We start from the raw sequence: 14,220 nt of genomic DNA, 5'->3' as shown, positions 1-14,220 counted from the left end.
CGAGGCAACTTATCAATTAAAGATCGTGATGGCGCACAACACTCGGTAGACGCCCTCGATTCACAGCTTCGCAAGATCGAAGGGCAGAGCATTGGGTATAAAGTGGCTCATTTCTTCGATCTTCTGGGGCGGTGATTTACGCGACCTGCAGCGTCGGATAGTCTGTATAGCCCTTGGCGCCACCTGCGTAGAACGTGTTGGAGTCAGGCGCGTTCAGCGGTACCTTGGCCCTGATGCGTGCGGGCAGGTCCGGGTTAGCCAGGAAGGCGGTGCCAAAGGCCACAGCGTCAAGCTTACTTTCGGCAATAGCTGCCTCTGCCTCATCAGCGCTGTAACCCATATTGCCCACCAACACACCCTTGTACTTTTCACGCGCTACGGGCATGACATCGGCCTTCTGCACGCCGAAGAAATCGGCGCGCATCACGTGCAGGTAGGCCAGCTTGAAGACATTGAGCCTATCGGCCAGGAAGCCGATGAGGGCCAGCGGGTCGCTGTCTTTCATGCTGTTGAAGCTGTTGAGAGGCGACAGGCGCAGACCCACACGTTCGGAGCCGATCGCCTGGGTCACGGCAGTGAGTACCTCGAACAGCAAACGTGCACGGTTTTCCAGCGATCCGCCGTAAGCATCGGTGCGCTGGTTGGGCGTGTCGCGCAGAAACTGGTCAATCAGGTAGCCGTTGGCGCCGTGTACTTCCACACCATCAAAGCCGGCGGCAATGGCGTTGCGTGCGCCTTGAGCAAACGCAGCCACGATGCCGGGAATCTCTTCGACGGTCAGGGGGCGAGGCACCGCGTGCGGCACCTTGCCTTGGGGCGTGTGGATCTCACCCTCAATGGCGGTGGCGCTGCTGGAGACAATGGGGGCGCCATCGGCAGCGCCAGGGTAGGCTGCGCGGCCAGCGTGCCAGATCTGCATGAAGATGCGTCCGCCCTTGGCGTGCACCGCGTCGGTCACCTGCCTCCAGGCTGCAATCTGCGCGTCGTTGTAGATGCCAGGCTCATTGACGAAGGCCGATGTACCAGGCGCCACCATGGTGCATTCGGAAATCAGCAGGCCGCCGGTGGCACGCTGGCTGTAGTACTCGGCCATCAGCGCGTTGGGCATGTGGCCAGCGTCGGCACGGGCGCGTGTCAGTGGTGCCAGAAGGATGCGGTTGGGCAGGGTGAGAGAACCTACTTGAAGTGGATTGAATAGCATGCGAATGAAAACCCAGATTAGTGAACAGAAAACAGTGGTAAAGCTAACAGTACTCCCAATACTCAGACCTTTGAAAGGTCACTGAAGACTGCTTTGGCACGGCTGGTGCTTTTGCACCCAACGCACGATGTAGTAGACGCAAGTGGGTAAGCCTTTGCTTCCGACAGTTTGGCGGCGGTCTCCAGCCGTACATGCACCAAACGCCTCCGGTCATCCACCGCGTCGCAACTCCCTGACACCCCTGCCCAGCTTGCGGCGCAACAGGGCCCGCAGGGTCACCCCATCCGAGTACCCGACCTGTGCGGCGACTTGGTCGACGCTCGCGTTTCCGGTGCGCAAGAGATGGACAGCATGCTCCACGCGCAGGTCCTGGAAATACGACAGCGGTGTCTTGCCCAAAACGCTTTGCAGCCGCCGCGCCAAGGTGCGCTCGCTTGTGCCCGCGGCGCTGGCCGCCTCGGCCAGCGAGAACCCCTTCGCGAGCCGACTTCTGGCCCAGCACTCGAAGCGCTCCACCATCGGGTCGGCATGCGCAAGGTGGTCGGGAATCACGAACTCGGCTTGCGAACTGCGTGCCTCGACCAGCAGATAGCGTGCCACTAGGGCCGCCAGCGCCGGACTGCGCCCCCTGATGATGCGCAAGGCCAAGTCGACGTGGGCCAAAGCGGCACCCGCGGTAGTGAAGCGTGTCGAGTTCACGATCATGCGTGACTCGTCCAACGTGACGTTCGGATAGCGCTGCCGAAACATCGGCCCCAGCCACCATGACGTCGTCGCACGATGCCCATCAAGCAGGCCACTCTCTGCAAGCAAGAAACTACCGGAGCAGGCGGCACCAAGGTGCGCGCCAGCGGTGGACCACTGCTGTAGCACGGCGACCGCATCGGGCACGTCGGGGCGTGTGAGCCGAGCCGAGAGCGTGTCAGGCATCTTGTCACCAAACGCGGGCACGAGCACGACGTCTGGTTCCGGCACACCACGCGCAGTGACCACGGGGACCGTCAAGCCTTGCGCAGTTCGGATGCGACGCCGCACGCCCACCAGCGTGAGCTCTATGTGCGCGGGAGCCTGTGGCAGCGAGCCCGACATCGCATTGGCCAAGCCCACTGTGTCGGTGAGCGCCGCAAGCCCCAGATCAAACACGCCATCACAAACAAGGATGTGGAGTTTCATGGCAACAATGATATCAATGTTGTCATTATTGTCTATAGAAATGGCTGTCATGAAGACTTAGACTGCAGGCTCGTCGATCCATTCACCTAACCCATTTACCCAAAGGATTACAGTATGACCAAGCTCGCCCTGTTTGTTCGCCTCGAAGCCAAACCCGGCCAGGAGGCTGCGCTTGCCGACTTCCTGGCCAGCGCACTGCCGCTCGCCAACGCCGAGTCCGGCACCACTGCCTGGTTCGCATTGAAGTTTGGCCCTTCGACGTTCGGTGTGTTCGATGCCTTTGCCGATGAGGCAGGTCGCCAAGCACATCTGAACGGCCAGATCGCCGCGGCCTTGATGGCCAACGCCGCGACCTTGCTCAGTTCTCCGCCCAATATCGAGAAGGTCGAACTGCTTGCAGCCAAACTGCCTGCATGACAACCCGGCCTTGACCCAATCAGGTCACGCTGCAGGATGGGGTCACACGGCCCTACGCAGCGATCCCAACCTCCTTGCTGTCATTCTTGCAATCTATGGATTCTCCGGCAAGAAAAGGGCAGATTCAAACCTGCCCACCCACACCTGACCCTGCCTCGATTTCACGTACAGCAAGAAGTTGATAACATCAGAGGTACGGAGAATCGAAATGAAAGAAGGCAAGCTGCCCAAGCGGCAGTACACACAGGAATTCAAGGCTGAGGCCGTCAGACTCGCGGCGTCAGTCGGCGGACACGGCACGTCGCTTGGGCGTGCCGGTGGCAACGTTGGGCAACTGGTCCAGGCGAGGTGTCGCAGCGACCGGCGGCAGTGGCGCGGCTGTGCCGCCCACCGAGGCGCCTGCGCGCCGCCCGGTGTGTGAACTGGAGGCGGAGAACAGCCGCCTGCGCAGAGAACTGGCCGACGCGAAGCTGGATGTGGAAGTCCTTCGAAAAGCGACGGCGTACTTCGCCAGGGGGTCGCGATGAAGTACGCCTGGATCGACGAGCATCGCGACCAATACACCGTCAGTCGGCTTTGCCGCGTGCTGCAGGTGTCTCGCAGCGGCTACTGCCAATGGCGCGTGCGCCCGCCCAGTCCCAACACGCTGGCCAACCAGGCTCTGGACGCCAAGGTGGCGGCCATCCACGATGCCAGCCGTCGAAGCTATGGCCGCCCTCGGATCGTTCACAAGCTGCGCCAGCAGGGAGAGGTCGTCAGCGCCGAGCGAGTGCGAAAGAGCCTGCGGCGCCAGGGCCTGCGCCCGGTGTACAGAAAGCCGTTCGTGACGACCACCGACTCGGCGTACCGTTTGCCGGTGGCGCCGAATCTGCTGGATCGGCGCTTTGATAGTTGGCAGAGCGACCAGGCGTGGGTGGCGGACATCACGTACGTGCCCACCGGCGAGGGCTGGCTGTACCTGGCCGCCGTGCTGGACCTGGCCAGTCGGCGCATCGTCGGCTGGTCGATGTCCGAGACCATCGACGCCACGCTGGTGTGCTCCGCTTTGAACTCGGCATGGTGGCTGCGCAAACCTGCCAAGGGGTGCTGGTCCACACCGACCGCGGGTCGCAGTATGCCGGCGGGCGCTACCGGGCACTGGCCGCCGAGCTGGGCATCACGATGTCCATGAGCAGGAAGGCCAATGCCTGGGACAACGCGCCGATGGAGAGCTTCTTCAAGACGCTGAAGGTCGAGCGCATCCATCAGGTACGCTACGACACGCGAGCGCAGGCCAGGCTGGACATAGTCGATTGGATCGAGGGCTGGTACAACCGCCAGCGCCTGCACTCGGCCAACGGCTTCCTGCCCCCAGTGACCTGGGAGAACGCTCGTTTGGCTGCATGACTTGGTGTACGTGGAAACGAGGCAGGGTCACTGCGCTTCCATGGCCAGCTCGAGCCGCTGCGCGATCCGCGAGCGTTCGCCGCGTGGCTTGCGCCCGCCGCTCACGCGGAGTGGGTCGTCTACGCGAAGCCACCGTTTGGTGGCGCCGCCCCGGTGCTCGACTACCTGGGCCGCTACACCCATCGCGTCGCCATCTCGAACAACCGGCTGCTGAGCTTCGACGGACACGTCGTGCAGTTCCGCTGGAAGGACTACCGGCATGAAGCCCGACACAGGACCATGACGCTCACGGCCGACGAGTTCATCCGCCGCTTCCTGCTGCACGTGCTGCCCGCCGGCTTCAAGCGCATCCGCAGCTACGGGTGGCTCGCCAACGGCTTTGTCAACTTACCGAGAGTGAGACGGCACGGCGGCAGATACGACTACTGGTCAGAAAGCAGTCGACGGATTTTGGGCGAGTTCGGCGAAGTCGCGCCATGCAACGAACCGAGCTGCGAGTTGTTTGCGATAGAGTGAAGCACGCAGCAGATGCCGCTTGAGCGCGAAATGTTGTCGGATCGGCCCGAAGCACGAGAGAAATTTCTGTGTGCGGTTAGGGTCGCGAAAGCCGCGCATGCGCCGCTCGCGCTCGCGTGTCGGTTGGTGGCTATTCTCCGCGCGGTTGTTCAGCCGAGCTGCCGCTTTGACGAACACATGCTTCACGTTCGCAAGCTTCGGGATCTCGGCTTTTGCCGCCGGATAGCTGCGCAATTGATCGGTGACGATCTTGCGCGGCACCGGGCTCGAACGCAGCACACGCTTGAAGAAGCGTTTGGCGGCAGCCTTGTCGCGCCGCTTTTGCACCAGGATGTCGAGTTCGGCGCCATGCTCGTCGACCGCACGCCACAGCAGATACGGTTCGCCACGCAGGGTGACGAACATCTCGTCGAGGTGCCACGTGCTACCCGGCTTGCGCCGCGCGGCTTTCACCCGGTGAGCAAAGCCCTTGCCAAACTTGTCGCACCAGCATCGGATCGTCTCGTATGTCACGATCACCCCACGCTCGAAGAGCAGTTCCTCGATGTCGCGCAAGCTCAACTGAAAGCGGAAATACCAGCGCACAGCGCAACTGATGACTCCGGCTGGAAAACGGTGACCGTGATAGAGCGATTTCGATTTCTTCATCCCGCCATCTTACGTGACTGACACAACAACCTGACAACGCCCGCCCGGGCCTGATCCGTGAATCAAGAGGACGGGCACTCCAGAGCCGCAGTCGTGGTAGTTGGTATTAATGCCGTCTGCATTAATATTGTTCGCAATCTCTACTGACTCAGACATAGAACTCCTTTCAGCATACCTATTTGTTAAAAATCGCGCCACAGCTTTCGGACCAAAATTCCCAACAAAAGCTTCTCGACTTATTGCCAAAGATATTCTCATCTGCATTGCTGCGACCTGATCAATCTCAGTCATCGAACTACCGCTCACGGTTTCAGTGCACCGGCATTCTCCATTAAATAAAATTGTAATTAATGACGGTTGATACGCTGCTTAGAGGAACCGAACAGTATCTGCGTAAAATAACTTGCGATCTAAAACCGTCGTTGATAGTTCAGCAGCAAATTCACCTGAGAGTGCGTTACTTTAATCGGAACTGCGGTATTCGGTTGGCTATCGTTAGACACTGTCTTCTGCAATCCTACTGACATTGCAAAAGCGAGAACGTTATCTTTATTAAAGGCATAAGAGACGCCGCCGCTAAGATGCGTCGTGGGTATTGCTGGTGCTATAGTTAAGAGCGTGTTATTTGGTATAGCTTCCTGAGCATATTGGGCACCCCCGCGGAAGGTCCACTTATCGTTATAACGGTATTCTGCACCAAGCGCGAAGACGTTGATATCTCGATAATTTTGGGGAAGCAGTACGTTAAGGTTAGCTCCGGTTCCGTTTTGTACAAAACCAACATTTATGTTTTTGAAGGCATCGGCCCAAAAGACACGCTGATACTCTAGGGAAACCGAAAGCTGGTCGCTGAATTTATGATTAATTCCGATCGACAATTGCGCTGGCATCTGAAAATCTCGGACGACGATGCGGCCGCTCAATGGAATGTTCCCGGCAACTGAACTCACTGCTGTCAGATTGGCGCCGCCAGACAGATCCCCAACATCCGCCTTGAAATTATAAGCAACTCCGAGCCGGGTGTCCGGTGCAATTTGATAGGTCAAGCCCAGCTTGCCTCCGATGCCCCAAGCGCTTGCTCCGCCTCCGACGATGCCACTGTGAGAGAAGTTAAAATAACCGCCAGATAGTCCGGGTACGCCCAATAGTGTCGGAACCAGCGATCCGTTAATTCGACCCTGGGACGCGAGATTGCCAATCTGCGACGTGTCGAGCAGTAGTCCCAAATTTAGTGACGTCCATACCGCTTCAACCGAGCCGCCCAGCGTCAATTTATCAGTGACTTTATAAGCGATTGAAAAAGGAATACGAAGCACTAGCAATCTCGAGAAATTATCGAGTCCCGTATCAATATCGTTGGTTGTGGTTCGCGAGAGAAAACTACTTCCACCGAATTGAGTACCCAGGCCCCCTCCGGCAAACGCGCCAATTCCAAATGCGTAGTCTTTGTGGCGGTAGACGTACGCTAATTCAGGAGCAAAGTACGGACCATTGTTGTTTCCATGATTTTTGGATAAAACAGATTCGCCCGTGTTTTTATCGATAGCTCTGATATCCGGGTTAATTACGTCAGCACCCAGTTCAAAATAACTTCCTTCTTCCATCAAACCCAGAGTTGCGGGGTTTTCCATCATTGCTGCCGTTCCCACATTGTAGGCGACCCCGGTGCCCCCCATCGCACGGGAGATCGGACCATAGCCTTCGAGATTAAAAACGTCAGTCGCGTTGGCATTAGTCATCGTCGATAACGCGACCGACAGTCCCATCAAGCCCCTTACAGCCGCAAAAACGTTGTTGCTTTTCATCTTTGTCTCCTGTCGGATTTTTTTGTGTGTCGAGCGCTCGGCAGTCTAATCACTCTGCGTTGGACTACTTCACGGTCGAATCAGAACTTTCGATACGCCGTCCTTCTTCTCATCAAACAAAGAGAACGCCTTATCTACTGACGTCAGCTCGAAAGTATGGGAAAAATACGCAGCGGGAGTGATCACGCCTTGTTCTGACGTCAAAGCCTTGATTCACCCGAAGGTGGAAGCCAGCCGAGGCATGCAGCAAACTCCATCATCGCTCCGAATGCGATGCCGAAAGTTAGGTCCACGTGGCCCGTCGACGTGCCGAGCAGCTGGGCAACGCGATCGGTAACCGGGTCGTTGATTGCCTCAGCGCGCAACGTGGCCTGATGATCCCGCGCGGCGTTCAGTCGGTCGGCTGCTTGCTCGGGGCGCCGGGCTTCATCGAACGCGACGTTCAACGCGTCCAGACGGGACGACAGGGAGACGCGGCGCAACGACAACGAGGTGCAGCGTGCTGTGCATTTCTGCGTCTTGGCCGTGGCCAGATCTGCAGTTACCTGCGCGCGCTCAGCGGCGATCGAGGTCAGGTCGCGGACGGGACTGTTCGGAAACAATCGATACCCGAGTTCGGCGAGAAAGGCGGCATTGTCTTTACGTCCGCTTCTGCACCGGGGACAGTATTACCTGCAAGCTTGAGTTCTGCCTTTTCGTCAAAGGCTACCCATGCTGGACCGGCCCGCACCCACCATTGATCGTCGTCCGACCGTGCTGCAACGCTTTGCGCCTGGGCAGTCGTGGCCAGGCTGGCGAACAGCGCAAGACCGATGGCTGCTTTACCTCTCACTGCCATGAATTCCTTAAAAAAAGTCACTTTTGCTGTCTCCGAAGAATTTTATGTTTTATCTAGAAACTTTCGTATACCTAAATTTTGTAAAAGATCTACGTCTTCTGTTTTTCAGGGTAGCACGAAGGACATATGCTGCATTGTCGGCCAGAATACTTCCGGGCCTCTGTAACGATTTGGATCCGCCCTGGTCAGATCCCCCTTGTCGCTCCGGTTCCTGATGACAGCGCGCCTGTCATAGATTGACCCTTTGTCGCACGCCAAGCTAACCGGCGCATGGCGTCACATAAGGTCCTCTGAGACGGCAATTTCCTACTCGAGGTGGTGCCCAAAGCCCGTCTCGCGCAGGCTAATCCGCACCGCGCAGACAACGCCCCTGAGTCTGGGAATCTTTCACGGCACTCAGTGCAAATCGTCTCCGCCGCACACTTTCATGATGCCGCGCACACCAAATCCACCATCCGTATTGATAACCACGCCGGTCATCGGACCTGAGTTTTCACGTGATGCAAGCAGTACATATGGCCCACAATAATCGGCGGGAACAGGGGCCATACGAAGTGGCGTATTTTCGACGAGCATCTCCTCCAGACTGTCAACCTGGTTCAGCGTCTGCGCAGAGGTGCCGGTCGCACTTAGTCCGCCGAGATTGGTGCGCATACCGCCTGGCGCAACACCGTTCACGCGTACTTTGGGCGCCAATTCGTGAGCCAGCTCTCGAATCAACCCAACTAATGCGTGTTTCGATGCCGTGTAGAGCGGTCCACCGCCCCCAGGATAGAACCCGGCATTCGATACCGTGAAAATCAGGCTCCCTTGACTCTTGACGAGTTCGGCCAACGCAGCCTTGGCGCCGAGCAGCGCTGCCTTGACATTAACTGCAAACAATTCATCAAAGGCTCGCGAAATACTGCCCGCGTCCATTTGAGGCAACGTCTGGAAAAAATCAAAGACCCCCGCGTTACCAACGAAATTGTCCAACCGGCCAAACCGCGCGACAGTTTTCTCCACCACCAGGACGTTGTCCTCATAGAGGGTCACGTCTCCGACCACAACTTCGACCGCGTCTCCGAACTCCCGCGCAAGCTCGGCCGCCCTCTCGCCACTTCGTTCAAGGACGCCCACCCGCCCCCCTTCGTTGATGAAGCGCTCAACCAACGCTTTTCCAAGTCCCGAACCGCCGCCGGTAATGATTGTGACAGTATTATTCAACCAGCCCATGACCTCCCCCCTCCCACAATAATTCGGCATACTAATTTTATTCCCGGCGTGCCGCATGCATTGCACGCCGATCGCGTAACATCTCCTCACAGAAAAATCAGCATATTTCGGCCTTGAACACAACGCTCTGGATAGTCAATTACGCGACTGAGCAAGCGCAACGTGCCCGCCGAACTCCTTCGCACCACATCCTCTCGTGTGTAGAAAAATTGATCCACTTCATAGGACCGCCGCGCACGAACAATCAAACAATTGCTGCGGACGTTAATCTGGTCCTCCCGCTCGCTCTCGAACGCCTCGATGTTGGTAACGGTGTGGCAGTATTTTTCGGGGGGATCGATGCGCCAATGCTGGGGGTCATAATACTGGTTCACGCGAATGCCTAGCTGTCTGTGGTCATCGTCATAAATGAAAACCTTGTCAGGTTGGGCATACCGGCGTTCTCTTCTGGAACGAAGCTGGGTACTGGTTACAACGTAACGTATGTCCGGATCCAGCATCTGTTGATGCCATTCGCGAAACCGCTCGGTATCCATCAGCCGGGCTTCCCGGAACAAAAACCGTTCGACCTCTCTGCGAAGATCCTCACTGACATAACGTTCCGGATACTCATTCGCCAGATCCGCTTTCACCGGCGCTTGAGTCGTTTCCATAGTTGCTTGATTCGTTTCCATCGCTCTTTATTTCCAGGGTCTGTTTATTTCGATGATTTGCAAGGCCGCTAAGGACCGGACCTTATTTTTCGGGCCTCGCGGTAATCAGTTCATTCACCCAGTCATTGCTACGCGCATTGACCTCTTCCCAATTTGAGGATTGGATGAGGGCGTTGTAAAAGCGGTAGTAGCCGCGATACGACGTCTCTCCGACAGCAGAATCACCGACGATACCAGGATAATCCGGATCCTGACGGTCCCCGCTGATCCCCATTTGGGAATTCAACATTTTCTTGCCAGCCATGAAACCTCGCCCCATATGGGTTTCCGACTCCATGTTGTCATTGTCTTCCGTTTCCCAATAACCGGCGATCCCAAACGTCCTTTGCACCGACCTTGAAATTCTCTCTTTCATGTCCGGAGGCATGTCTTTTTCGACCATGGCCCACGTCAATACCTCGGTCTTTTTTGGCCCGTGTGGCTGCCAAACCTTGAATACGCCCGATCCTGTGAGGAAACTGGTATTGGGGAAGATGGTTCCATTCAAATGTGACCGATAAAGCCGGGCACGTATCGGGCCAATTTTGTCTTTAAGAACCTGCTCTTTGGCCACGCCCCATGCCATCAGCTCTTCGGATAACTCGTTGTCGTGGACGCCCGCATAGACGTCATATAGCGCACCGATCCCGTGACCGTGCTGTGTGGTAACTTGCAGACCGGCGCCTGCTGGCGGAAGCACATTATTCCCTGCCATGCCGGCGAACCCGGACTGACCAGATCTGAGCGCGGATGCATGTGTCCAGCCGACATGATAGGCGTCACCGACAAAATTCTCTGACGGCGCTTTCCAATTGGCTTCGATAAAGCAGCGGGCAGGCGGCCCGACGAGTTCGATGCCGCCGCCGGCTTCCATCCACAGATCGAGATACCATGCAAAATCGCCCAGATATTCCTTTAGATTGGGCGCATCTGTATCGAAGCAGCCGTAAACGAATCCATGGTAGGACTCCACCTTGCCAATTTCATGCAGACCGTTTTTGCATTTATCCAGACGCTTTTGATAAATTTCATTCTCAAATGGAACACTTAGAAGCGATCCATCTGCCCCATACGCCCAGCCATGATAATTGCAGGCGAAGCCCCGCGCGTTACCCGCTTCGACTGCGCATAGCCGCGCACCGCGATGCCTGCAAACGTTGAGAAAGGCTTTAATCGAGTTATCCTTCTGCCGCATCACAATCACCTCATCCGTTCCCATGCGCGTGGTCACGAAATCGCCGTAATTGGGAATGGCGCATTCATGCGTCAAAAAAAGCCAGCAGCGCGCGAAGATGCGCTCACACTCCAGCTCGAATAATGTCTGGTCCTGATAGATTTTATGACTTTGACGTCCATGCTCAACGTCGATGAAGTTAATTGTATGAGTGGTATCCATTTGTCATCCTCCTATGTTTATGATCCATCAAGTAAATCCGGCTTTTCCAAAAAATTACGTTATCTACCTGGCAATGCGACCCAGATGGGTTTCAAGAAAATCGATGCGGTCGTTACCCCACCACATGTCCCGACCGACAGCCATCGTCGGAACGCCAAAGACGCCGGCAGAGATCGCCTCTAAAGTTGATTCGTTGTAGGCCGTCTCGGCCTTCGACGAGTCGAGAAATCGCAAGAAGTCGGCTGCGTCCCACCCCATTGACACGGCGATCGAGCGCAACGCCGCGTCGTCGTCCGGCGCGCCTCCTTCGCCCCACGCCAGGTGGTATGCCTGTCGGACGTAGTCGGCCTGCTGCCCCCTTGCTTCGGCATAGAACGTGCCGACGTTCATTCGCTTTGTGTTGAAGTTCTTGATGAATTCGATTGGAATCCGATAGCGCGCGGCCCAGCGCTTAAGATCCTCCACGACATATGCCAGCTTGACTGGCATGTCGCGGTTTGCTGGACCGGTGTTGCCGATGGCCAGCTTGGCACGCGCCAGGTCAATCGGTTTATACGCGATTGCACAACCGTGCAGCGCCGCGACCTCGGCCAACCGATGGCGGGCCAGGTAGGCATACGGGCTGAGAAAATCAAAGAAGAAATCGATCGTCATGACACACTCTCCATCGAGACACAACAGGACCTCACGCCACCTTCATTTCCATATAACCGCAGCCGCATACCCACTCGGCCACCGGCTCGTACGCGATCACTTCACCCCGACAGGCGCCGAGCGCCCCCATCGCGCAAATCCAGTTCTTGATCTCAATTCCGCCATTGCCACCGTCGCGTAAGATCTCTTCATCGCTGAGGGCGATCAGGGACTCTACGTCGCCTTGCGCCACCAGTTTCATGATCTTGCGATCCCACTCCTCATTGATTGCCCCCATTTCGGCCATGCCTGGCCAATGGCTGAGACCGCCGGTACCGTAAATCGCCACCCGTTCGTCGCCCTGCCAGTTGGCGACCGCGTCGCCGATCACACGTCCAATCTCGTGAGCGCGCCAGCTGGTGATAAACGGTTCGATTCCAGTATTGAGATAAACCGGAATCGCTCGCATCCCCTTCACCGGACGCGCCGCGTAGTGGATCGGTACGGTCGCCGAGTGATCGAGAACGAGCGACTTCGAAACCGCCCAATCGATGCCGTACTCGAGGCCGTACTGCATGATGTGATGTGCCAGCGGCCTGTTGTTTTCGATCTGGGCGCGCGGAATCCCCAGCCACGACTCGTAAGGACCCTCGATGTCACCGATGCCGATCATCGCCATCGGGATGCAGTACGGCCCGTTCAGGGTGTAGTGGTCATCCGCGATCACCACTACAGTGTCGACCTGTAGTGCACGCAGGCGCTCGACAATGATTGCGTAAGCGTGCATGCAAATCTCGCGCTGCGCTGCGGGTGGCGCAGTAGGCGTCGCGGGGATCAGTGGGTCGTGGGGCATCATGAATCCCCCTACGATTTTCGCCATCTTGTCTCTCCTTGTTGATGGTCTCTCTGGACCACCCGGTTATTCATCCCCGTCTTTAAAGACGAGTGTTCATCCGCCGCATGTATTCCGGCGTAGTGCCGGGTCCCTGCAACGCCATCCAGGCAACGAACAACAGCATCTGGCTGGCGCCGCGATCAGCCATCGCACGCACATCCAACGACATAACCAGCCCGCGCTCGTCCCCTTCCAGCGTGTACCCGTCGAGCACCCCCTCCGGCTCCGCGCGGAAGCGGCTGGCGAGATCGGGCTGGGCATGCAGATCCCACAGCACGCGTTCTACGGTGTAGATGCTCATCCTCATCTCCATTTTTTTCAGTTAGCCGCCGTACCCCGGTTACCGGCAGTCGGTGCTGTTCTCAAAATTTTCACATAATTTAGTTTACCTAATTACATTACAGATCTGAATATTGCTGATGCAATTCGGCCCATGCCCTGCCCGACTGGCGTGCACCATCCAGATACTCTTCTGGCGCAATGTGGTAGGGAGGTCGGCATGGCCCCGCTCTGAGCCAGCCAGCGGCGTTCATGCGCTCCTTCTCGATGGCGATGTTGTATTTGGAGAATTCGGCGAAATCCCCGCGCGGAAACAGCGTGGCGTCGGCACGCCGCATCGCGTCTGAAAGTTCCTTGGCGAGACGCCAATCCCCGGTTTGCTTGGCCTTCGCCACCTCGTCGCGCAGTCGAATAGCGGTGGCCGGCCCGCACATCGCACCACTGGACCAAAACGCGGTCACGCGCTCTGGCGCCACGCGCGCGGCCGCATAGTAGTCGTCCTCGTGCGGCAGGAAGCGAATGCCCGGTGCCAGCGTGAGATCTAGGTCCAGCATTCCGATGCCCAGATACTTGGCGGTGACGACCTGCGGAATCTGGGCTACCTGGGCCCAAAAGGCGCGCGGGAATTCAAACTTGAACGCATCCGCGTTTGCATAGACCGCGATCGCGGCTTCGGGGCAGGCCTCCGCGACGTCGCGGTAGAACTGCACAGCGGCAGGCACTTCCATCCTGGACCACATTGGTACGCCGAGCATCGTGCCGTCGACGCCGATGTCCAGCGCGGCACGCGTCTGGCGGACCACCTCACGCGTGTTGAGCGCAGTGGTACCGCAGAAAAATGGCACGCGGCCACGCGTAGTCTCGACGACGGCGCCAATAAAAGCCTGCTTTTCCTCCCAGGTCAGCGTGGCACATTCGCCGAAAGTGCCCAGGCTAAGAATGCCGTTCACGCCGGAATCGATCAGCGCCTCGACAATGCGGGCGGTCTCATCCAGATCGACCGTGTCGGTGGCGCGCCAGTCAGAGGCTTCCGGTTTAGCTGGGGTGGGCATGATGACCCATGCCCCGTTGACGTCTTCGGTTCCGAGACGTTGTTTGCGTTGTTTGCTCATTAGTATGCCTATTT

General features: G+C 57.4%; 14 protein-coding genes and 3 pseudogenes. 3 read left to right on the top strand and 14 right to left on the bottom strand.

Annotation, left to right across the window (positions count from 1 at the left end):
- Window positions 1-136: 136 nt before the first annotated feature.
- Both AWB69_RS13280 and AWB69_RS13275 read right to left on the bottom strand, forming a co-directional pair.
- Entirely contained in the window at window positions 137-1,201 is a 1,065-nt protein-coding gene (locus AWB69_RS13280) for an alkene reductase (RefSeq protein ID WP_062085371.1), read from the bottom strand.
- 210 nt (window positions 1,202-1,411) lie between these two features.
- Entirely contained in the window at window positions 1,412-2,425 is a 1,014-nt protein-coding gene (locus AWB69_RS13275; RefSeq protein ID WP_062085370.1) for a GlxA family transcriptional regulator, read from the bottom strand.
- A 63-nt stretch (window positions 2,426-2,488) separates the two neighbouring features.
- Here AWB69_RS13275 and AWB69_RS13270 point away from each other — a divergent pair, with 63 nt between their 5' ends.
- The 3 genes and pseudogenes from AWB69_RS13270 to AWB69_RS45710 form a co-directional block, all read left to right on the top strand.
- A complete protein-coding gene (locus tag AWB69_RS13270; protein WP_007182542.1) occupies window positions 2,489-2,791 on the top strand; it encodes a putative quinol monooxygenase in 303 nt (100 codons plus the stop codon).
- A gap of 208 nt (window positions 2,792-2,999) precedes the next feature.
- Window positions 3,000-4,177, top strand: a pseudogene (locus tag AWB69_RS13260) (IS3 family transposase).
- Window positions 4,178-4,192: 15 nt separating this feature from the next.
- Window positions 4,193-4,555, top strand: a pseudogene (locus tag AWB69_RS45710) (IS91 family transposase); the annotation flags it as partial.
- Window positions 4,556-4,606: 51 nt separating this feature from the next.
- On the opposite strand, the gene AWB69_RS13250 reads toward AWB69_RS45710, so the two are convergent.
- From AWB69_RS13250 to AWB69_RS13205, 12 genes and pseudogenes are all read right to left on the bottom strand, one after another.
- Window positions 4,607-5,341, bottom strand: coding sequence for an IS6 family transposase (locus AWB69_RS13250; protein WP_062085368.1), 735 nt, complete (start codon window positions 5,339-5,341; stop codon window positions 4,607-4,609).
- A gap of 42 nt (window positions 5,342-5,383) precedes the next feature.
- Window positions 5,384-5,497, bottom strand: a pseudogene (locus tag AWB69_RS49305) (2-hydroxy-6-oxo-2,4-heptadienoate hydrolase); the annotation flags it as partial.
- Between the two features lie 254 nt (window positions 5,498-5,751).
- Complete coding sequence (locus tag AWB69_RS13245) at window positions 5,752-7,146, bottom strand: OmpP1/FadL family transporter (protein ID WP_062085367.1); 1,395 nt, start codon at window positions 7,144-7,146, stop codon at window positions 5,752-5,754.
- 200 nt (window positions 7,147-7,346) lie between these two features.
- Entirely contained in the window at window positions 7,347-7,748 is a 402-nt protein-coding gene (locus AWB69_RS13240; protein ID WP_062085366.1) for a hypothetical protein, read from the bottom strand.
- Window positions 7,718-8,005: a hypothetical protein gene (locus tag AWB69_RS47645; RefSeq protein ID WP_156528834.1), complete on the bottom strand. Its 288-nt coding sequence runs from the start codon at window positions 8,003-8,005 to the stop codon at window positions 7,718-7,720. The genes AWB69_RS13240 and AWB69_RS47645 overlap by 31 nt, the downstream gene beginning before the upstream one ends.
- Before the next feature lie 375 nt (window positions 8,006-8,380).
- A complete protein-coding gene (hcaB, locus tag AWB69_RS13235; RefSeq protein WP_062085365.1) occupies window positions 8,381-9,199 on the bottom strand; it encodes a 3-(cis-5,6-dihydroxycyclohexa-1,3-dien-1-yl)propanoate dehydrogenase in 819 nt (272 codons plus the stop codon).
- Window positions 9,200-9,285: 86 nt separating this feature from the next.
- Window positions 9,286-9,873 (bottom strand): aromatic-ring-hydroxylating dioxygenase subunit beta, encoded by a 588-nt coding sequence (locus AWB69_RS13230; protein ID WP_062085364.1) that lies wholly within the window; start codon window positions 9,871-9,873, stop codon window positions 9,286-9,288.
- A gap of 61 nt (window positions 9,874-9,934) precedes the next feature.
- Window positions 9,935-11,287 carry an aromatic ring-hydroxylating dioxygenase subunit alpha gene (locus AWB69_RS13225; protein WP_156528833.1) on the bottom strand — a complete coding sequence of 451 codons (1,353 nt, stop codon included), beginning with the start codon at window positions 11,285-11,287 and terminating at the stop codon, window positions 9,935-9,937.
- A 63-nt stretch (window positions 11,288-11,350) separates the two neighbouring features.
- Window positions 11,351-11,941 (bottom strand): 2-hydroxychromene-2-carboxylate isomerase, encoded by a 591-nt coding sequence (locus AWB69_RS13220; RefSeq protein WP_062085363.1) that lies wholly within the window; start codon window positions 11,939-11,941, stop codon window positions 11,351-11,353.
- A gap of 31 nt (window positions 11,942-11,972) precedes the next feature.
- Window positions 11,973-12,800: a DODA-type extradiol aromatic ring-opening family dioxygenase gene (locus AWB69_RS13215; RefSeq protein WP_062085362.1), complete on the bottom strand. Its 828-nt coding sequence runs from the start codon at window positions 12,798-12,800 to the stop codon at window positions 11,973-11,975.
- A gap of 55 nt (window positions 12,801-12,855) precedes the next feature.
- Complete coding sequence (locus AWB69_RS13210; protein ID WP_062085361.1) at window positions 12,856-13,116, bottom strand: hypothetical protein; 261 nt, start codon at window positions 13,114-13,116, stop codon at window positions 12,856-12,858.
- 97 nt (window positions 13,117-13,213) lie between these two features.
- On the bottom strand, window positions 13,214-14,206 hold the full coding sequence (locus tag AWB69_RS13205; RefSeq protein ID WP_030101532.1) for a dihydrodipicolinate synthase family protein: 993 nt from the start codon (window positions 14,204-14,206) through the stop codon (window positions 13,214-13,216).
- Window positions 14,207-14,220: the final 14 nt, after the last annotated feature.

Origin of the sequence: Caballeronia udeis (assembly GCF_001544555.2) — a bacterium.
Taxonomy (GTDB): Bacteria; Pseudomonadota; Gammaproteobacteria; order Burkholderiales; family Burkholderiaceae; genus Caballeronia; species Caballeronia udeis.
This window is presented reverse-complemented; position numbering and strand designations above follow the sequence as displayed.

Excerpts from the sequence above, each read along its gene's own strand:
- AWB69_RS13280 (WP_062085371.1), bottom strand. The coding sequence starts at position 1,201 with ATGCTATTCAATCCACTTCAAGTAGGTTCTCTCACCCTGCCCAACCGC.
- AWB69_RS13275 (WP_062085370.1), bottom strand. The coding sequence starts at position 2,425 with ATGACAGCCATTTCTATAGACAATAATGACAACATTGATATCATTGTT.
- AWB69_RS13270 (WP_007182542.1), top strand. The coding sequence starts at position 2,489 with ATGACCAAGCTCGCCCTGTTTGTTCGCCTCGAAGCCAAACCCGGCCAG.
- AWB69_RS13250 (WP_062085368.1), bottom strand. The coding sequence starts at position 5,341 with ATGAAGAAATCGAAATCGCTCTATCACGGTCACCGTTTTCCAGCCGGA.
- AWB69_RS13245 (WP_062085367.1), bottom strand. The coding sequence starts at position 7,146 with ATGAAAAGCAACAACGTTTTTGCGGCTGTAAGGGGCTTGATGGGACTG.
- hcaB (WP_062085365.1), bottom strand. The coding sequence starts at position 9,199 with ATGGGCTGGTTGAATAATACTGTCACAATCATTACCGGCGGCGGTTCG.
- AWB69_RS13230 (WP_062085364.1), bottom strand. The coding sequence starts at position 9,873 with ATGGAAACGAATCAAGCAACTATGGAAACGACTCAAGCGCCGGTGAAA.
- AWB69_RS13225 (WP_156528833.1), bottom strand. The coding sequence starts at position 11,287 with ATGGATACCACTCATACAATTAACTTCATCGACGTTGAGCATGGACGT.
- AWB69_RS13220 (WP_062085363.1), bottom strand. The coding sequence starts at position 11,941 with ATGACGATCGATTTCTTCTTTGATTTTCTCAGCCCGTATGCCTACCTG.
- AWB69_RS13215 (WP_062085362.1), bottom strand. The coding sequence starts at position 12,800 with ATGGCGAAAATCGTAGGGGGATTCATGATGCCCCACGACCCACTGATC.
- AWB69_RS13210 (WP_062085361.1), bottom strand. The coding sequence starts at position 13,116 with ATGAGCATCTACACCGTAGAACGCGTGCTGTGGGATCTGCATGCCCAG.
- AWB69_RS13205 (WP_030101532.1), bottom strand. The coding sequence starts at position 14,206 with ATGAGCAAACAACGCAAACAACGTCTCGGAACCGAAGACGTCAACGGG.